Source organism: Rhodococcus sp. NyZ502 (genome assembly GCF_041464245.1).
Classification (GTDB): domain Bacteria; phylum Actinomycetota; class Actinomycetes; order Mycobacteriales; family Mycobacteriaceae; genus Rhodococcus_F; species Rhodococcus_F qingshengii.
This window is the reverse complement of sequence record NZ_CP167155.1, coordinates 624487-642010: the sequence shown is the minus strand read 5'-3', so window position 1 is coordinate 642010 and position 17524 is coordinate 624487. Positions and strand designations below refer to the sequence as shown.

The 17524-nt window shown below is 61.9% G+C and carries 17 protein-coding genes and 1 riboswitch; of the genes, 7 read left to right on the top strand and 10 right to left on the bottom strand.

Going from position 1 to position 17524, the window contains the following annotated elements; all coding sequences use genetic code 11:
• The first annotated feature begins 44 nt into the window (after nucleotides 1-44).
• Both ACBG85_RS03020 and ACBG85_RS03015 read left to right on the top strand, forming a co-directional pair.
• Nucleotides 45-572, top strand: a complete 528-nt coding sequence (locus tag ACBG85_RS03020; RefSeq protein ID WP_215515625.1) for a carboxymuconolactone decarboxylase family protein — start codon at nucleotides 45-47, stop codon at nucleotides 570-572.
• Complete coding sequence (locus ACBG85_RS03015; RefSeq protein ID WP_372026154.1) at nucleotides 556-1878, top strand: MFS transporter; 1323 nt, start codon at nucleotides 556-558, stop codon at nucleotides 1876-1878. The genes ACBG85_RS03020 and ACBG85_RS03015 overlap by 17 nt, the downstream gene beginning before the upstream one ends.
• A gap of 79 nt (nucleotides 1879-1957) precedes the next feature.
• Here the strand turns inward: ACBG85_RS03015 and ACBG85_RS03010 are convergent, their stop codons facing one another.
• Nucleotides 1958-2236, bottom strand: coding sequence for a hypothetical protein (locus tag ACBG85_RS03010; protein ID WP_234551023.1), 279 nt, complete (start codon nucleotides 2234-2236; stop codon nucleotides 1958-1960).
• 272 nt (nucleotides 2237-2508) lie between these two features.
• On the opposite strand from ACBG85_RS03010, the gene ACBG85_RS03005 reads away from it, so the two are divergent.
• Nucleotides 2509-3468: a DMT family transporter gene (locus tag ACBG85_RS03005; protein WP_372026152.1), complete on the top strand. Its 960-nt coding sequence runs from the start codon at nucleotides 2509-2511 to the stop codon at nucleotides 3466-3468.
• On the opposite strand, the gene ACBG85_RS03000 is transcribed toward ACBG85_RS03005, so the two are convergent.
• The gene (locus ACBG85_RS03000) at nucleotides 3458-4132 is read right to left on the bottom strand and encodes a TetR/AcrR family transcriptional regulator (protein ID WP_047269737.1); all 675 of its coding nucleotides are present in this window, start codon (nucleotides 4130-4132) and stop codon (nucleotides 3458-3460) included. The two genes, ACBG85_RS03005 and ACBG85_RS03000, sit on opposite strands and share 11 nt — an antisense overlap.
• A 158-nt stretch (nucleotides 4133-4290) precedes the next feature.
• Here ACBG85_RS03000 and ACBG85_RS02995 point away from each other — a divergent pair, with 158 nt between their 5' ends.
• A complete protein-coding gene (locus ACBG85_RS02995) occupies nucleotides 4291-5793 on the top strand; it encodes an MFS transporter (protein ID WP_372026149.1) in 1503 nt (500 codons plus the stop codon).
• A gap of 354 nt (nucleotides 5794-6147) precedes the next feature.
• On the opposite strand, the gene ACBG85_RS02990 is transcribed toward ACBG85_RS02995, so the two are convergent.
• Entirely contained in the window at nucleotides 6148-7755 is a 1608-nt protein-coding gene (locus ACBG85_RS02990; RefSeq protein WP_081557289.1) for an ABC transporter substrate-binding protein, read from the bottom strand.
• A 134-nt stretch (nucleotides 7756-7889) separates the two neighbouring features.
• Nucleotides 7890-8468, bottom strand: coding sequence for a CGNR zinc finger domain-containing protein (locus ACBG85_RS02985; RefSeq protein WP_042450527.1), 579 nt, complete (start codon nucleotides 8466-8468; stop codon nucleotides 7890-7892).
• 63 nt (nucleotides 8469-8531) lie between these two features.
• Between ACBG85_RS02985 and ACBG85_RS02980 the strand changes: the two genes are divergently transcribed.
• Together ACBG85_RS02980 and ACBG85_RS02975 are read left to right on the top strand one after the other, a co-directional pair.
• On the top strand, nucleotides 8532-8909 hold the full coding sequence (locus tag ACBG85_RS02980) for a hypothetical protein (RefSeq protein WP_042922747.1): 378 nt from the start codon (nucleotides 8532-8534) through the stop codon (nucleotides 8907-8909).
• Between the two features lie 93 nt (nucleotides 8910-9002).
• The gene (locus tag ACBG85_RS02975) at nucleotides 9003-9347 is read left to right on the top strand and encodes a hypothetical protein (protein ID WP_042922749.1); all 345 of its coding nucleotides are present in this window, start codon (nucleotides 9003-9005) and stop codon (nucleotides 9345-9347) included.
• Here the strand turns inward: ACBG85_RS02975 and ACBG85_RS02970 are convergent, their stop codons facing one another.
• Together ACBG85_RS02970 and ACBG85_RS02965 are read right to left on the bottom strand one after the other, a co-directional pair.
• Nucleotides 9348-10559: a saccharopine dehydrogenase family protein gene (locus ACBG85_RS02970; RefSeq protein WP_081557288.1), complete on the bottom strand. Its 1212-nt coding sequence runs from the start codon at nucleotides 10557-10559 to the stop codon at nucleotides 9348-9350.
• Entirely contained in the window at nucleotides 10552-11550 is a 999-nt protein-coding gene (locus tag ACBG85_RS02965; RefSeq protein ID WP_042450570.1) for a S9 family peptidase, read from the bottom strand. The genes ACBG85_RS02970 and ACBG85_RS02965 overlap by 8 nt, the downstream gene beginning before the upstream one ends.
• Nucleotides 11551-11693: 143 nt before the next feature.
• Here ACBG85_RS02965 and ACBG85_RS02960 point away from each other — a divergent pair, with 143 nt between their 5' ends.
• Complete coding sequence (locus ACBG85_RS02960) at nucleotides 11694-12572, top strand: phage repressor protein (protein WP_050655932.1); 879 nt, start codon at nucleotides 11694-11696, stop codon at nucleotides 12570-12572.
• Here the strand turns inward: ACBG85_RS02960 and ACBG85_RS02955 are convergent.
• From ACBG85_RS02955 to ACBG85_RS02940, 4 genes are all read right to left on the bottom strand, one after another.
• Nucleotides 12551-13165, bottom strand: coding sequence for a hypothetical protein (locus ACBG85_RS02955; RefSeq protein ID WP_050655923.1), 615 nt, complete (start codon nucleotides 13163-13165; stop codon nucleotides 12551-12553). The two genes, ACBG85_RS02960 and ACBG85_RS02955, sit on opposite strands and share 22 nt — an antisense overlap.
• Before the next feature lie 210 nt (nucleotides 13166-13375).
• Nucleotides 13376-14701 carry an aminotransferase class V-fold PLP-dependent enzyme gene (locus ACBG85_RS02950; protein ID WP_003941108.1) on the bottom strand — a complete coding sequence of 442 codons (1326 nt, stop codon included), beginning with the start codon at nucleotides 14699-14701 and terminating at the stop codon, nucleotides 13376-13378.
• A 53-nt stretch (nucleotides 14702-14754) separates the two neighbouring features.
• Nucleotides 14755-14869, bottom strand: a riboswitch (SAM riboswitch).
• 60 nt (nucleotides 14870-14929) lie between these two features.
• Nucleotides 14930-16465, bottom strand: a complete 1536-nt coding sequence (locus ACBG85_RS02945; protein ID WP_081557286.1) for a CdaR family transcriptional regulator — start codon at nucleotides 16463-16465, stop codon at nucleotides 14930-14932.
• The gene (locus ACBG85_RS02940; protein ID WP_372026143.1) at nucleotides 16462-17520 is read right to left on the bottom strand and encodes a DUF917 domain-containing protein; all 1059 of its coding nucleotides are present in this window, start codon (nucleotides 17518-17520) and stop codon (nucleotides 16462-16464) included. Before ACBG85_RS02940 ends, ACBG85_RS02945 begins: the two co-directional genes overlap by 4 nt.
• Nucleotides 17521-17524: the final 4 nt, after the last annotated feature.

Genomic DNA, 17524 nt, shown 5'->3' with positions numbered 1-17524 from the left:
TCACCAGCCGAACCCACCACCGGCGGAACCACTTAGGACTCGTTATGTCGCGCCTTGCTTCTCTCACGCCCACCACCGCTGTCGGTGCATCGAAAGACCTTCTCGCCGAACTCGTCAACCGTCACGGACAGGTCGGTGACATGGTCGCGGCGATGGCTCATTCGCCCGCTGTGCTGGGCGGCTATCTGCAACTCAGCCGAGCAATGAAGCGAGCGAAACTGAGCCGCAAGATCACCGAGCGAATCTCTATCGCTGTGCAGGTCCAGCAAGGTTGCGCTGTTTGCCTCGAAGCCCACGTCGCCGCCGCGCGCGCCAACGGCGTCGAGGCGGACGAGATCGAGCGTGCCCGCGCCGGCACCTCGGCCGATCCCGCCATCGCGGCAATGATCGACCTCGGACTTCGCGTCTATCGGGAGCCTGCCTCGATTTCAAACGAACACATCACGGGACTTCGAGCGCACGGCTACGGTGATCGCGAGATCGCCGACATAGTCGGAATCGTCGCCCTCAATGTCCTGACCGGAGCTTTCAATCTTGTCGCGGGAGTGAAACCAAATGAACCGGATCGCTAAGTCCGCACCGGAACGGAACATCCTGCGTCTGTTCTTGATTCGCGACTATCGCCTGCTCTTCAGCGCCCAGATCATCGCGCTGTTCGGCACCGGGTTGGCGACGGTTGCGCTGGGTCTACTCGCCTACGAACTCGCCGGACCGAGCGCCGGAGCCGTGCTGGCCACCGCGCTGACGATCAAGATGTCCCTGTACGTCGTGATCGCTCCACTCGCGGCGGCGTACGTAGACCGGTTGCCGAGACGGGCTTTCCTCGTTGCCCTCGACGCCATTCGTGCAGCAGTCGTGATCGCATTGCCCTTCGTCAGCGAGATCTGGCACATCTACGTGCTGGTGGGCGTTCTCCAAGCTGCGTCGGCAGCGTTCACTCCCACGTTCCAAGCGGTCATCCCTGACATCGTGACCGACGAGGCCGATTTCACCCGCGCACTGTCGGCATCGCAGGTCGCTTACACGATGGAAAGCCTGCTCAGCCCTGTTCTTGCCGCAGTTGCACTGTCCTTCATGACATTCAACCTGTTGTTCGTCGCCACCTCCGTGGGCTTTGCGGTCTCGGCACTGCTCGTGCTGGCCACCCGAATCCCCAACGCTCGCCGAAGTACTCACCGCAAGGCGTGGGATCGGATCGCGTCGGGGATGCGGATCTTCGTGACCACGCCGCGACTGCGCGGCATCATGGCACTCAATCTCGTGGTGGCAGCAGCCGGATCGATCGTGGTGGTCAACACCGTCAACTACGTCCGCGACGAGCTCGGTGGAACCCAATCCGACGTGGCGTGGATGCTTGCCGCGTCAGGCACCGGCACGTTGGTGACCGCGCTTCTTCTTCCACGCGTTCTCGACAGAACCGCTGAACGTACCGTGATGACAGCAGGTTCCGTTGTCCTGGTCGTCAGCGCCGGCGCGGCAGCAGCCCTCGCCGTGGCCGGTGTATTCACGTGGATGCTCACTGCCGCAGTGTGGGCGCTCGTCGGCGCCGGCATGGCCATGATCGTCACTCCGACCGGAAAAGTACTTCGGCGCTCCGTCGAACCCGCAGGCATACCGGAGGTGTTCGCAGCCCAGTTCTCCCTGTCGCACCTTGCCTGGCTTGTCACCTATCCGATCGCCGGATGGGTTGGTTCGAGCGCGGGATTTGCGGTCACCTGGAGCATCCTTGCAGCGCTTGCCGCAGTGGGAGCCGTTGCAGGATTTGCACTTTGGCCTCGGGAGACAGTTGCTGAATTGCCCGGACAGGCGACGTATGAAACCACGCGAGGCCAATGCACCTTGGCGGCAACCCAGTGCGCATGCGCTCGCACCGTCTGATGTCGACGGTCTGCCCGAACCTCGATTGGGCCTCAACGAAAGTGGTGGTGCAGCCATCGCCTGCACCACCACTTTTCGCTCAACTCACGTCGGCGTACTTCCTCGGATTTGCGCCGAATCGAGGACCACATCCCTTGCAGCAGAACCAGTACCGATTTCCTTCGAAGTCACGGAACAGGCCTTCCGCTTCGGCACGCGCCTTTTCGATCACACTGCCGGGCATGACCCGACATTCGACGAGTTCACTACTGCCAGCGTTGAGTAGGTCTTTCCCACCGGTCGGCATCGCCGAACCGACAGCGCCGACATCGCCTTTGGCGTCAGACTTCGGGGTGTTGCCACAGCCACAACTGCTCATTGGGATTCCTGTTCTTTTGCGGGACGGATGCGGCCCGCAAAGCGAGCCCGATACAACCGCCAATATACCCCCTATAGGTATTTTTGACTGAGCCTAAGGGTGCGTTCAGTTGACACATCGCCGTATAAACCATTGCGGGAGAAAGAATAATGCGTCACCAGTCTCGGATCACCTGCAGCATCACGACACAGTCAACCCTATACCTACTGGGGGTATAGGGTAGGTCTGGCATCAACCAGCCATGTCCGCGAGATCGTCGACGAAGAGGAGCAATGAAGAACTGGAAAGCAATCGGCAGCAGCCGATTCGCCGTAGTTGGAGCTTTGCTGTTGGTCGGCATGCTCTGGGGAAGCTCGTTCCCCCTGGTTGCTGTGGCAGCACCAACTCTCGGCGCCGTCGGCACGACGCACGGCCGCTTCATTGTTGCAGCGTTGGTTCTCGCGCTGATAACTGCTTCCAGCAGATCGACCTGGCGCGCGGTCCGTCATCGGTTTCCTGCATTCCTACTGCTGGCTGCCCTCAACGTCGCTGGGCCCCTGACACTTGTCGCAACTGCGATCGTCGGCCTCAACTCGTCGACGGCGTCGATCCTGAATGCCACGACTCCGATGTTCACCGTATTCGTCGCCGCTTTCTGGCTTCGACAAAAGATCACCTGGCGAAAACTCTCGGGGGTCGCGATCGGCATCGTCGGCGTCTCGGTGCTTGTCGGCGGAATTCCGTCAACGATCGACAGTCGCGCAATGCTGGCCATTGGCGCATCTTTGACCGCGGCGCTGCTGTACGCAGTCGGAGGTGTCTACGCACGAAAGTCGTTCCAGGACACTCCACCCCTGACGCTGGCCCTCGGCCAGCAACTTGCCGCGGTCGCCCTCTTGGTGCCGGTGTCCGCCGTCGCTCCCCCTCCGGGGCCCATAACCGTCGGCCCACTCATCGCCGTGGTAGCCCTGGGGCTGGGGGCTACCGCCGGTGGCTACCTGGTCTACTTCTGGATAATTCGTCAGGCGGGTCCAGTCGCGGCATCGGCCGTCACGCTTCTCGTTCCGATTTCGGCATCAGCTATCGGAGTGCTGTGGTTGCACGAACCTGTCACCTTCGCGCTCGTCGGCGGGCTCGTCGTCATTCTTGCCGGAGTCGGCTTGCTCCTGGATCTTCCACCGACGCGAGATCCATCCCGCAGGGTTGCCCCGGGGCGGGCGGCTAGCGCGGACAAACGGCCGGTCAGCGGCTGATCGGAGCCGTCCAAAGTCCGACCAGCGCGTCGACGAGATCGGTCGTGAAGTCCTCCCATGACGTGACCGCGTCCGGCCCCTCTTCGGCAAGCGTGCGCTCACGTTCGGCGAACATGTGCACGATCGCATTGCGTCCGATGTCCGCGCGGGCGCGTCGAACACTCATCGGCATGTCGGCCAGACAGTCAGAGAGTCCCCGAAGCGTCTCCTGCAGGGTGGGCGAGGCCAGTACCTCGTCGTAGACGATTTTCCGCAGGACCGGGTCGGTGAGAATCTGCGCGCTGAACCGCGCATACCAGGTCGGGCCACCCATTTCGGCGTAGTGATCGGTCGACGCCCGAACCAGACACGAAATCCAGTCACGAACATTTGTGGACCCTTCGATCTCACGCAGCAGTTCGCCACGGTTCTTCTCGACCTGCTGGGAATGCTTGTTCACGATCGCGCGGACCAGATCGGTCTTGGTTCCGAAGTGATATCCGACGGCAGCATTGTTGCCCTGACCTGCCGCCTCGCTCACCTGACGGTTCGAAACCGCGAAGACTCCATGTTCTGCGAACAACTGCTCGGCGACGGCGAGAATGCGGTCTCGGGTTGCAGCAGAGCGCGCGGAATTTGCGGCGCCGCCGACATCGGCCGACGCGTCCTCAGTCCTCGTAGTCATGGACACCATCATCCTCGACCATCCGAAGCTGCTCGGCACCGGAGATATTCGTCACGATCGGAGACACAGCCTTCCGTTAAGTCAGTCAATTGATTTAACTTTAGTTCAAGCAACTGACTTAAACCATTATTCGTTCTTCCTCCGATGGAGTTACCGCAATGTCGTCAACCACTTCACCACCACCGACAACGCCGCCACAGACAACGAAGTCGCCAGCCACCACCGCAGTGGTGGCTGTTCTGGCGTTTTCCGGCATCGTCGTCTCGCTCATGCAGACGCTGGTGATCCCGATCATCCCGCATCTGCCCGAGTACCTGAACGCGCCGGCGTCCGATACCGCGTGGGCTGTGACCGCCACGCTGCTCGCAGCTGCCGTCGCCGTCCCGACCATGGGCCGCTTGGGCGACATGTTCGGCAAACGGCGTCTACTCCTGATCAGCATGGCGCTGTTGGTCACCGGTTCGGTGGTCGGAGCACTCAGTTCGAGCGTTATCCCCCTCGTTGCCGGCCGAATCCTGCAGGGCCTTGCTGCCGGCGTCATTCCGCTGGGCATCAGTGTGATGCGCGACGTGCTTCCGCCCAAGAAGCTCGCCGGCGCTGTTGCGATGATGAGCGCTTCACTGGGAGTCGGTGGCGCTCTAGGTCTTCCGATCGCGGCTTTGATCGCCGAGTACGCCGACTGGCACGTCCTGTTCTGGGCGTCAGCCGTGCTCGGCGCTCTTGCGGCCGTTCTTGTTGTCGTCCTGGTCCCCGAATCGACGGTTCGAACAGGTGGCACGTTCGACTTCGGCGGGGCAATCTCGCTCTCAGCCGCCCTCATCGCTCTACTACTGGCCATTTCCAAGGGTGGCGACTGGGGTTGGACGAGCACGCTCACGCTTTCCCTGTTCGGCGCCGCGATCCTGATATTCGGATTCTGGGCTTGGTGGGAACTACGCACCCCCAAGCCGCTGGTGGATCTACGCGTATCCATCCGCCGCCAGGTGCTCTTCACCAACCTCGCATCGATCGTGTTCGGATTCGCGATGTTCGCCGCCAGCATGGTCTTTCCCCAGGTAGTCCAGTTGCCTGAAGTCACTGGTTACGGCCTAGGCGGTTCGATGCTCACCGCGGGTCTGGTCATGGCTCCCTCCGGCATCATCATGATGCTGATCTCTCCGCTGTCCTCACGTATCACCAATTCGCACGGCCCCAAGGTGACGCTCATGCTCGGCGCCGTTGTCGTCGCAATCGGTTACGGCATCGGCATTTTCGCCATGCACTCGATTTGGGAACTGATCGTGATCGCCGTGATCATCGGCGCCGGTACCGGTATGGCTTACGGCGCGATGCCCGATCTCATCATGGGGGCTGTTCCTCCGTCCGAGACCGGTGCAGCCAACAGCTTCAACACCCTGATGCGCTCCCTCGGTACATCATTCGCCAGCGCCATCGCGGGTGTCGTCATCGCCCAGATGACCATGTCCATCGGTGGGGCAACGCTGCCGTCGGAGAACGCTTTCCGCGTCGTCATGGCCCTCGCTGCCGGATCCGCCGTCGTCGCACTCGTCCTGGCCGGTTTCCTCCCTCGGTTCAACAGCTCCAACTCCCGCAGGGAGATTGGTAGCCAGCACACCGATACGTCCCCGACCTCCTCGAAGGAATCCGTTCCGACACACTGAGCCAGCGCGCAATACACACTGCGCTGTACACACAGCCCGGCCCCGGCGGAGTCCAACTCCGTCGGGGCCGACGCGTTTCACACATTTTGCTGTTGATACACCTGCGGACGACAGTTTCGTGACATGCTCCGTTGAGATGGGTGCTCGTTCGATACTCGGGGAAAGGATGCCGCGATCGCCGCTCCTCGTGCTGACGTAGCCCTTGCTGTCGCCGCCGCTGCCGTCCTGGGCATAGGCGTCGGTGTCCTTCTTGCCGATGTCGTCGCCGGCCTGGCTGCAGGTGCGGGTGCTGCAGTGGTATTTCGGTTTGCTCTTCGGATGATCAATACCCGAAAGTGAGCGCTGCCGAGGGTCCTACTTCAGGACACGGATCGCCGAGCCCGGAAGGATTCCGCTCGATGGCGGATAGATCGACGTTGCCCCGTTGAAGAACATGTGAGCGGGAGTCGTGGATACCGGCAGCAGGTCGACGTCCTTGAACAATGCCCGCTCACTTTCCTCCCAGACCTTGCAGGACTCGTCACCGGGAAGAAGCGAAGCCTCAGTGGACAATTCGATGTACTTCTTGTTGTCGAGGGAAGCGAAGTTCACTCCTTCAGGCTTCGGTGGGCCGGTGAAGTACTTCGCAAAGATACTCGGCGTATCGCTCCCCAGCGTCAAACCGATGGAAACGTCCCACGACGACAGGTCGGTGGTGCTGAATGTGTTGGCGATGACAAAACTGTAGTCGCCACCGGTCAGTTTCACCTTCGCGCCCAGTCCTTCCCACTGGGTTGCCACGTATTCCGCGGCGGCAGAGTTCGTATCGCGTGAGTTGTTGAAAATCACGTTGAGGGCAAGCGGTCGACCGTCCTTCGTCAGGATGCCGTCGGCCCCCGCCTTCCAACCTGCGTCGGACAGCGTTTTCTTTGCTGCATCGACGTCGAAATCGGGGATCGTCCCTTCGACACTGTTGTAGTCGCAGGCAAGGGGTTCCGAAACCGCGAGGGCGCGTGCGCGGGTTCCTTTACCGCCGGTGGTGATCTCGGTGTAGTCGTCCAGGTCTACTGCCTGCACGAGGGCCTGCCGCACAGCACGGTCTGCCGTGGGTAGGGCCGCGAAATGATTGAAGATGAACTCGCCGGACAACGTGGTGTAGGTCTTCGAATCCAGACCCGCGGCCAAGACTCGTTCCTCGTCCGAACCGGTGACCGCTGCGGCATTCACTCCGCCGGTGAGAACAAGATTCGCCGTCGTACTGGGATCGGTGACAATCTTGATCGTCACTGTCTTCGGCACTCCGAGAGTGCCGGAAGTGGTCTCGCCGTTCGGACTCCAGGTGTAACCGTCGCGTCGTTCCATCGTGATGTGATCGTTGGGAACAACTTCGGTGACCTTGAACAGACCCGTTCCGTTGCTACTCGAACGGATGCTGGCCGGGTCTTCGAGCGTCGCAGCGCACGGAAGCCGCAACGCGCCGATTCGAGAGAGCAGGAAGGGCGCTGGCTCGGCGGTAGTCACCGTCAGTTCGTCACCGTCCGCTGAGGCCGAAGTCGACATCGGCACAGTGGATCCGCGTAGCGGTGAAGCGTTTTCAGGATCCATGACCCAGTTGATGTCATCGGCCGCGGTCTGTGCGGTGAAGGAAGTGCCGTCGGCACAAGTGATGCCCTTCTTGAGCACGAACTTCAGAGTGTTCCCTTCTTCACTCCAGCTCTCCGCCAGATAGGGACGCACAGTGCGTGTTTGCGCGTCGATGTCGATCAACGAATCGTACGAGTACGCGTTCACGATCTGAGTCGACGTAAGGTTGGTGATCAGAGGGTGCAGATTTCCGGGATCGGCGTTGATGACAGTCGTGAAACTGCCGTCCTTTGCATACTCACCGACCGAACCTCCGGGACTGGATGCGCCGCCACACCCGGCCAGGGTGAAAACCCCAACGCTGATAACTGCTGTCGCGGAGACAGAACGGGCTTTCATACGAGCCGCCATCTACTAGGAGTTGCCATGGCGACAATCGTGCGGGATTGACGTGGTCTGTATCTCGTTGAAGTTCCCCATACAGTCGGCCGTACTCTGTTCGATTGTCACTATCGACCGGGCAAGCGCAGACGCTAAGTACGACGCTGCCGTTGACGGTGATTCGCGACGTTGATTCGGTTGCCGCACAACGCCGGCATGCAGTAGCGGCGTCGCCCTCCACGGCTTGTATCGACGAACACCCCGTTGCACGTCGGCGAGGCGCATGGGCGGAATCGTTCGTACCCCAATGTGCGCAGAGTCCCCAGCAACGAGTAGCCGATCAACAGCGCAAGTTCGCCGGTGAGATTGATTCTGCTGTCCGGTACCGCATTCCATCGATAGTCGGACCGGGCATCAGGCACGAGTCGGACGTGATGCGGGACGGTCTGCAGGAGTCGATGAGTGCGATCAACGAGCTCATCAGAAGTCGGAGCATCGAGAATCGAACGAATCCCCTCTCTGAGTTCCTTGACCTCAGCAAGTTCACCGCTGGTAAGCCGACGTCCGTTGGTGAGCGCATCCGGCGAGAGTCCATGTTCGTCCAGTAGATCGTGAAGCGCCTGAGGGGCAGCCAACGCGTCACCTGCCTCCACCCACACGCGGGGCGAGGTATTGACCAAGTCGGTCGCAAACGACGCACCGGCGACGTAATCGTCTAAAACTACTTGCATCCCTTACCGTCCTGCCCTACCGTAATTGAATAACCTAACTTTACACCTTACGGAGGCGGCGGGATGGAACACTGCGCAGACCACAGGCTGCCCGAGATACTCCTCGACACCCACAACCGATTACGCCGCGCCGGCACCGTGGCGTCGGGGACACCCGTCGTTGCAGCCGATCTCTACTGGTCGATCGGAGCGCTCGCCCAATGCCTGACCGCGATGGACGAGGTCATTTCACAACTGGGAATCAACGCCCGAAAGCAGTTGCGAGCTGGAAAGTTCGATGTCGAGAGCGGACCGTTCGAAGGACAACCCGACGCTGCCCTGCTCACCGCAGTTCTTGCGCTCGCCCGAGCATCGAGCAGTTGTGAACCAGTTCAGACGGCAATCGGCAATGCCCAGATCGCGGTGAGCGATCTCGTCGTCTCAAGGCCCACCAGCGCTTGACGCCCGCGCTCGCAGCCTGTCCCAATAGAGACTGTATGGTTGGTTTTCAAGCAGCCATCGAGAGCATCGACCAGCAGGAACCGGGTTATCACTGTGAGTGCAGGAACATCGACAATCTACGAGGACCGAACCGTCCGGATCGACGATCAGGGCGTCACGATCCGCCACTACTACTTCCCGTTTGTCAGCAAGTTCGTCCCGTACTCGCAGATCGAATCCGTCGACCTCGGAGTCATGTCATGGCTGAGCGGACGCCTACGAATCTGGGGAACAACAGATTTCAGCTCGTGGTACAGCCTGGATCTTTCACGCCCGTGGAAGGAGACCGCGGTGGTACTCACTCTCGCCGGCCACGGATCGCCTTCGTTCAGCCCCAAGGACGCCGATCGCGTCGAGACCGAAATCCGCAGTCGCATCGGATCACACGCCGCGAACTGACTAGCGGAACTCGGATTCGACGGTGACGATCTCACTCCAGTCGGTTCGATCGAACAACCGCGCCAGCGCAGTGAACAGAACTTCCGGGTCGACGACGCTCTCGGGTGAGTGCACACCGATCCGATCCGAAATCGTTCCGTCGGCGAGCCGGGACACCACCTGAGCAAGGCCGAGCGCCAAGGGGATTCCGGTTGCACCGGCCATGTCCGACAGCAACTCCGACACCGGTGAATCGTCTGCAATCCGGGCCACGACGCGCATCGCTCTTCCGTCGAACATTCCTGTCGCCGAGGCGAAGAACAACGGCAGGGATCCGTGGCCGGCGCGCGTGAGCATTCGAGGCGCAGCACGGATCATCCGTCCGAGCGAAGGCTTGCCCAATTCTTCGGCGGCCGAGTCGAGATCGATTCTCCCCTTGTCGATGTCGGCGCGGAGAACGTCGAGAAACGCCACGGTTTCCGGTGTGATGACCATCAGATTTGCCGAATGCCCCGCAGGATTGATGGTCCGATGAAACATCACCGGCTCCGGATGCCCGACCACGTAAGCGTTCCCCCGACGTCCGCCGGGCAGTTCGAGTGCGATGGAACGCAACGGTTCTTCGTTGACGATTCGCCCCGCACGAACCACCGGAACCTGGCCGCTGATCTGTTGCATCCAGTGAACGGCGGCTGCACTCAATGTGTCCACCGACTCGTCCTCGCCCTCGACATCAACCGGCCAGGCTGTATACAGATCGTCGACCACGTCCAATCGCGAGACTCCCATCGCGGCCAGGAGGTTACTCATCCCGGGACTTGCGCCCATGCCGACTACCGCACAGATTCCGGCTCCCCTCGCGGCACAGTCCAATTCCAGCATGTCGACGGCCGGCTCCCAGTCGTCGCAGATGTCGAGATAGTGAGTCCCGGTCTCGATCGCTGCCTGGAGAATGCCGACGCCGAAACGGAAGAACGGTCCGACCGTATTGACGACCACGTCTGCGCCGTCAAGCAATTCACGTAGCGTGCGACCGTCCGTGACGTCGATGCTGCGCGCCTCGACTTCCGCTGACGCCTGCGCCAGTTCAACTGAAAGACGCTTCGCAGCATCGATATCGCGATCCGCGACTACTACCTTGCCGATTCCCGGCAATGTTGCGGCCAGACGAACTGCTGCCGAGCCCATGGCACCGGCACCACCCAGTGCGACAACCGTGATTCCGTCAGCCATGAATTCCCTCCAAAAATGCAGTCTGATCCGCTAGATAGCCGGGAGCGAAGATCGAACGGGGAGCAAGGACGGCCACCAGAGCGGACCTCACTTCCGAGTCTTCGAGATCCTTGTCCACGATCGAATGCGTAGCGTCGGGGTACTTCTTGACCACCAATTGCCCTGGAGTGTCCAACAATTCGCGATACACCCTTTCGGTATCAGCCACGTCGACGTTGACGTCTTGTCCGCCGATGATCAAGAGCACCGGAACCTTCACGGTTTCGAGATCGGCTCGCGCATCCGAGAGGTAGTTCTTTCGGATGAAGTTCCACCGGTCTTCGGTGAGACCGTCGGCCTCGCCGGAGGCCACGAGATCGTCGAACGATGCATCACGGGCCAACTGATCCAAGTTCTTCGCACGATCGACCCGCGCTTTCTCGAACTCGTCGGCCGACGCATTTCTCTCGGAAAGTTCGGCTAGGGTATTGAATTCGCCTTGTTGGAGCCAGTTGATCGCGGGACCCACGGCAATGACGAACGCTACGTCCGGGTCGAGGTTCACCACCTTGGGCATCACCCACCCTGCCTGGCTTGCACCCCACAGACCGATCCGAGACGGATCGATATCCGAACGTCCCCGCGCCCACTCGATTGCCGCTTCCGTTTCTGCCGCGCGATCGTCCATGCTCTGGTCGAGCCAATTGCCCGGTGCCCCATTCACCCCCGGCTTGTCCCAGGAGAGTGACGCGTACCCCGCCTTTGCGAACGCCTCCCACACCGGTCGATAGAACGTCTCATGTGTTGCATCGACCGGGCCGTCTCCGTGGACGAAAACCACGAGCCCGAAGGGACCGTCACCGTGTTCGGGCAGTGCAAGGACTCCCTGGAGCGGCACCGATCCCCCGGTGATCGTCACTTTTTCCTCACGGATGTCATAGGTGTTCTGGTACAGCGTCCAGCCCACCAGAGTCGCGATCAGAACAACGACCACCGCCAGGGAAGTAACCATCCACCTGCGTAAACGAGGCTTACTCTTGCCCTCGCTCATCGATTCCGCTGCCATCTTCCCGCCCTAACGTACGAATTTGAAACGATCGTATTGCATTCGATAGTACAGTTGTGGGCGAAGGTGTCGAGAAGCGAGGAAAGGACATGGCGATGACCGACAGGGACGTCGATGTACCCACGAGGATCTTGATCGAGGGACTACTGCGCACGGACGGAACTGTCGACGGGCACACCCTCTATGCCACCGCCGACGCCCTCGGCAAAACTGATCAACAGGTTCGGCTGTGCATCAAGCGGTTGGTCACCGAGGGGAAGTTCACTCAGGAAGGTCGCGGGCGGCAGGCCACGCTACGAGCAACGCCGAAAGCCCTGCGCGAGATGGAACCCGACGTCGAATTCGTTCGGCTGGCCTATCGACAAGACCGCGACACTGTGACGCCGTGGGACGGGTATTGGCACCTGGCCGGATTCGCAATTCCGGAGTCGTCACGGAAAGCGCGAGATGCGCTGCGCACCAGGGTCGTTTACCTCGGCGGCGCGCTCGTCCAGGGCGGTCTGTACGTCTCGCCGCACGCCTGGGAACCGTATATTCGCGATGCGGCCGCCGAACTCGACGTCGAACAGCACCTGTCTTCTCTCACCACTCGAGATCTGAAAGTGGGCACTCTCGAAGACCCCGTGAAGATTGCCGCGCAGTTGTGGCCACTGGACCAGATCGCTGACGGATACGAACGGCTACTCGACGTAGCGACCGCACGCCTGCACAAACTGCAGAACAGTCCGGGTACCGATGCTGTCACGATGACCATCGAACTCGCGGCGGAATTCACGCGAGCCATGGAACCGGATCCGCTGTTGCCGCCGGAACTACTGCCCACCAACTGGATCGGCACGAGGGCTCGGTCGATCACTGCGCAGTGCTGGACGCTTCTGGCACAGGTGGACGGTGCCGACGAATTACCGTCGCTGTTCCACCTGTACGCAGATGCAATCGGTGACGATCAGGACGCAAGCGTGCGATGACGGGGCGGCAGTCCGAAACGCCCGAGAACCTCGTCGACTGCGGTGGACGGTGTGACAAGTCCGCGATCCTGAAGCCACGGAATGGTGCTGTCCACCAGATGCTCGAGCGTGCGAGGCAATGCGAGAGGCAGCAACGTAACGCCGTCGGCGACCTCCGCAGCTCGGATATCGGCGATCAAACTGCCGAGACCGGAAGGCGTTCCGACGTAATGAAGCGAAACGGGAACCCGCGGCGAGGTCAACGCGCTGTCCAACTGCGCAAGCTCCTTACGAGCGGAGCGAGCCTCCGGCGCGATCAGAATCTCGAGATCGACCAGCACTGCGACGCTGTCGGGATCGCGTCCTTCTTCAGCGACGGCAGCGCGTATCCGTGCGCGTTCGAGCTGTGCCTCACGCAGATCCGCAGCGCGAATCCGAACCACATTGGTAGGGAATGAAGCCAAATCGAGAGCCTTTTCACCCTCGGTGAGGTCCACCCAGTAGTCGCCGCCGATGATGGGCAGGTTGCCGGGTGCGCCCTCAGCGGCCGGATGGTGACCGGATCCGGTCAACTCGACCGCTACGTGCAGAGAATGCGAAGCGAGTGAAGACATGTGAGACCTCCGAAAATCAGAAAAGTATGGGATGAGCGAGACGAATCGTCAGCTCGAACACATTCCTGAAGAGGTGCGGCACAGATCGACATGGCGACGGCACCACTGACCGAGAGTGATGCTCACTCTCGAAGGGGTGGCGGGAAAATCTGCTGGTGCCATGGCTGCCATGCTAGTTGTCCGTTCGAGTTTTCGGGGACCGAGCTCAGCTCAGACGCACTCGGCTGCGCCGGCATTGTCGTCTGCGGCTCCGAGGAAGGGGCGGGTCTCGGGCACAGGGTTCCACGCACCTGCCGTCTTCGCGTACTTCCAATCACGCTGATTCGAAACCAGGATGTTCACGGCGTCGACCAACCGCGTCACGTCGTCCGAGCTGCTACCGAGGCCGAGGCTGGCGCGAACTGCACCGCCGGAGAGGCCGAGGCGCGCGAGAACCGGATGTGCGCAGAAGCGACCGTCGCGAACTCCGATGCCGTGCTCGGCGGAGAGGAATGCGGCGATCTCGCCCGCTTCGAATCCGTCGACGGTGAAGGTGACGATTCCGACGGCGTCGGGAGCGTCGTTCCACAGTCGCACGAGTGAGACGCCCTCGATGGCGGACAAGCCGTCAGTGAGCTGGGCGGTGAGCGCCTTCTCATGCTCGGCGATCACGTCGAAGTCCAGGGCGTGCAGGGTTTCGCAGGCGGTCGCGATGGCTGCCGCACCGAGCACGTTGGGGGAACCCGCCTCGTGGCGTGCGGGCGCGCAAGCCCACTCGGTGGATTCGATGGTCACCTCACGCACGGCGCCGCCGCCGGCGAGGTACGGCTGAGCTTCGTCGAGCCAGTCACGGCGGCCGACGAGAACGCCGGCGCCGAAGGGCGCGTACAGCTTGTGGCCCGAGAACGCTACGTAGTCGACGCCGCATTCCTGCAGGTCGATGCGACGGTGGGGAGCCAACTGAGCAGCGTCGACGAGGATACGTGCGCCGCAACGGTGAGCGATGTCAGCCAAACGTGCAATCGGCAGGATCTCACCGGTCACGTTGGAGGCCCCGGTGATTGCGAGCAGCGCGGCAGGCTTGGTGCACAGTTCACCGATCAGACGCTCGATCGTTTCTTCGATGGTGTCTGCGGCGGTGACGATACGAGCGTCGTTCCACGGCAACAGGTTTGCGTGATGCTCGACGTCGAGGACGACGGTGCTGCCGGGGACGCACTGCGCAAGCAGGTTCAGCGAATCGGTGGTGTTCCGGGTGAAGACGACAACCTGATCGTCGGCACAGTTCACGAAACGAGCAACGGATTCACGAGCGTTCTCGTAGGTGAGCGTGGAGATCCGGGACGCGTAGCCGGCACCGCGGTGGACGCTGGCGTACGTGGGCAACAATTCGGCGATACGGTCGGTGACCTGGGCCAATGCCGGCGCGCTGGCCGCGTAGTCGAAGTTGGCGTAGGAGCATTCGCCGCCCTGAACCAATGGAACCTGCAGGTCGGCACCCGAAACCTTGGCAATCGCGGTGGTGCAGCAGGTGTCGGCACTCAATACAGCAGTCATCGAAGACAATCCTCACGTTCAAGGACTCGTTCGTCGGGAGATGGCCCCGGAAGAGTCCGCGCTTGCCGCATTCGTTTTCGAACGCAGCCGGGTCGTCACCCGGAGCACCCCACCGCGGAGGAGGGTTGCCGACCAGCAAGCCGGGGCTGAACACTGGTACTCGTGACCTGGCAACGAGGATGGCAGGAACCTCCCGCGCTTGTCAAGACGAAGCTGCGAAGACCGTCGTCACGGCGCGATCGTCCGGCAGGCGAGGTGGAGCGCAAGCCTGGTTTCCGGATCGGCCAGATCGACCGAGAGAAGGCGCTGAATTCTATCGATCCGACTCGATACGGTGTTGCGGTGCAAGCCCATTCGGGTTGCGGTGTGAGCCAGAGACGATTCTTCGTCGAGGTACGTCGACAGAGTCTCGAGCAACTCTCCATTGGAATCGCGTAGCGGTGCGAGCAATGCCGCGGCCGCAGGCTGGAAGGTGTCGGTTCGCGTCCACGCCAGCAGCAACTGCGCCAGCCCGAGGCGGTCCACGTGCAGGAATCGACCTGTTTGAGATCGGGAACCGGCGAGCCGAGCGGCATCCCCGGCCTCCGACAGGGACGAACCGATTCCAGCCGGACCGTCGTGTGCGCGTCCCACACCTACCCAGGTCTCCATCGTGGGTTCCAACCTGGCCTGAGCTGCACGGATGCACTCGGCGATCCTGGTGATCGCCTCCGGTCGCGGCTCGCCTGGCAGAGTCGTCCACGCCGCCCAGCCGTCAGCCTGTTCCACGACATTGGCGTCGATTCCCTCGGCGGCGAGAGCATCTGCAACCTCGCTGCGTCTTGCCACCAGGTCGACCTCACCGACCGCCAGGACTTTGATGCCGATGTGCCATCCGTCCAGCATCCAACCCGCGTCGAGTGCGCGCCGGAGCAGTCCGGGTGTGGCGTCTGCTGACGTGTCGATCAGTTCACCGAGCAACGCGCTACGCCGGCGCGCTTCACGCTCGTCGACCATGCGCGCAACGGCCAGTCGGTGCCCGGCAGCCAACGAGGTCACGTCGAGAACCACTGAGAGAGAAGCCTCTTCGACGCTTTGACGCACCGGGAGTAGCACCGCCAGCCAGGGCTCTCGGGCTGCGCCGGACATCACCGGGCACGCAATCAGGACCCCGCCGGAGTCCAATTCGACCGTGGTGGGCGCCCCGCGACCCGACAACATACCGGCGGCTGCTCGATCAGTGTCTGACAACAGGTCGGCGCCGGTCATCGGACGTCCGGACGAGTCCAGGAGAAAGAATGAACGCTGAAAAGTGTTCAGTAGCACCGACAGAAGATTCTCGACGCTTCCTCCGGCTCGTTGGCCCGCGTGTGTCGCCCGCAGTACTGCGTCGGCCATCACCGCCCGCGAATTCGAGAGAAGATCGCGAAGATCCACGCTGAACTGCCACGGGTCGGATACTCCGAGCACCACCAGTCCGAGCCGATCGGCAAGCAACGAGAGATTCGCATCCTCCGCCGCAGTGCTGTGCACAGCGACCACCTGGCAGCCGGTCGCCGCTGTGCGCCGAAGGAGAGCGTCGAATCTCCACTCCCCGATGTCGATTCGATCGAGAATCACCAGAACTGATCCTGAACTCGCCGCATCCGACACGGCCTCGGCCGACTGTGCCGATTCCCCGGTGAGTGCTCCCACTGTCGTCACGACGGGATCACCCTCCCCGGCCAGTCGATACAGCCCGACAAAGGCCGGGTTGTTCAGCAACGCCGAAACACTCGCGCTCATCGCGCCTCCATCAGCACTGCGTCGTGGTCGATCCCGAATGCCCGCGGGCCGACAACTTTCAATCTGCCCACTTCTTCCGCCCACCACTGTGGACCGGGAAGAACCAACACGGCCACATCGTGCCCCTGGTGCACGGATTCACACGAGACGAAGGCGCCGGTCCGCACGTCGAGCAACGTCACGATGTCCGGGCACGTTGCAATCATCTCGCCGTCCAACGCGACGGTCAGGAACTCACTCTCGAATTCGACTCGTATCACCGCAGAATCGTGTTCGAGAATCACGCTGCCCCGACGATCGCCGGTGTCCGGACGACTACGACGGACCGCACGCACCCGGCCAGTCCCCATTACCCGGGCCCCGGAGCTTTCCGCGATCTCCTGCCAACTGCCCAGTGCCCCGATGTGCTGACCCAGTTCGTATGCTCGGGAGAGAGTTCCCGGAATGCACGCCTCCTGCACCGTCCGCGCATCGATCGACGCGATCGCCAGAGCGCCCCAACCGCTGGTTCTCCCGATCAACGACCGCACTGCTACCTCGGCGCCCAGCACATCCACTCCGTCGACGACGGTAATGAGGCCGCCGGGCTGGGCGAGTGTGACCGGGCACAATTCCAACCCGGCTGCGGCGAGAGAGAAGTGATCGAGCCGCGGCATCGCTCGACCCAGCAGGTCCGCGTCGACCACGGGAATTCCCAACGCCAACGCCGCCGCAATGCCGGAGAGAGCGTTGAGTCCACCGCCTTCGAAAGTCATCACCGCGGTCGGACGCTTCCCGGTCCAGCGCGTCAAAGCTGCTGCAGTATCTGCAAACTCACGCCCGGAGGGCAATTGCTCCTCCAAAGCCAGGGCCGATCCGACGATTCCCACCGGCATCACCAATGCCTCCTCCGGCAACTGGTCCGGCGCGATGACCTCCACCGAAGTAGACGTCATCAGTGGACGCAGCATTTCCACGAACAGGCGTGGATCGCCGCCCCCGCCGCAGCCCAGGACCACCGCCCCCGCTGCGATCGCGTCGAGGTCGGCCTCCCGGACCGCGTGCAGCCTGCTCACGGCT

Coding starts and splice junctions, on each gene's coding strand:
- ACBG85_RS03010 (WP_234551023.1), bottom strand. CDS start 2,236: ATGAGCAGTTGTGGCTGTGGCAACACCCCGAAGTCTGACGCCAAAGGC.
- ACBG85_RS03020 (WP_215515625.1), top strand. CDS start 45: ATGTCGCGCCTTGCTTCTCTCACGCCCACCACCGCTGTCGGTGCATCG.
- ACBG85_RS02950 (WP_003941108.1), bottom strand. CDS start 14,701: ATGACTGCTGTATTGAGTGCCGACACCTGCTGCACCACCGCGATTGCC.
- ACBG85_RS02960 (WP_050655932.1), top strand. CDS start 11,694: ATGGCGATGACCGACAGGGACGTCGATGTACCCACGAGGATCTTGATC.
- ACBG85_RS02955 (WP_050655923.1), bottom strand. CDS start 13,165: ATGTCTTCACTCGCTTCGCATTCTCTGCACGTAGCGGTCGAGTTGACC.
- ACBG85_RS02995 (WP_372026149.1), top strand. CDS start 4,291: ATGTCGTCAACCACTTCACCACCACCGACAACGCCGCCACAGACAACG.
- ACBG85_RS02985 (WP_042450527.1), bottom strand. CDS start 8,468: ATGCAAGTAGTTTTAGACGATTACGTCGCCGGTGCGTCGTTTGCGACC.
- ACBG85_RS03015 (WP_372026154.1), top strand. CDS start 556: ATGAACCGGATCGCTAAGTCCGCACCGGAACGGAACATCCTGCGTCTG.
- ACBG85_RS03005 (WP_372026152.1), top strand. CDS start 2,509: ATGAAGAACTGGAAAGCAATCGGCAGCAGCCGATTCGCCGTAGTTGGA.
- ACBG85_RS02980 (WP_042922747.1), top strand. CDS start 8,532: ATGGAACACTGCGCAGACCACAGGCTGCCCGAGATACTCCTCGACACC.
- ACBG85_RS02945 (WP_081557286.1), bottom strand. CDS start 16,465: ATGAGCGCGAGTGTTTCGGCGTTGCTGAACAACCCGGCCTTTGTCGGG.
- ACBG85_RS02965 (WP_042450570.1), bottom strand. CDS start 11,550: ATGGTTACTTCCCTGGCGGTGGTCGTTGTTCTGATCGCGACTCTGGTG.
- ACBG85_RS02990 (WP_081557289.1), bottom strand. CDS start 7,755: ATGAAAGCCCGTTCTGTCTCCGCGACAGCAGTTATCAGCGTTGGGGTT.
- ACBG85_RS03000 (WP_047269737.1), bottom strand. CDS start 4,132: ATGACTACGAGGACTGAGGACGCGTCGGCCGATGTCGGCGGCGCCGCA.
- ACBG85_RS02970 (WP_081557288.1), bottom strand. CDS start 10,559: ATGGCTGACGGAATCACGGTTGTCGCACTGGGTGGTGCCGGTGCCATG.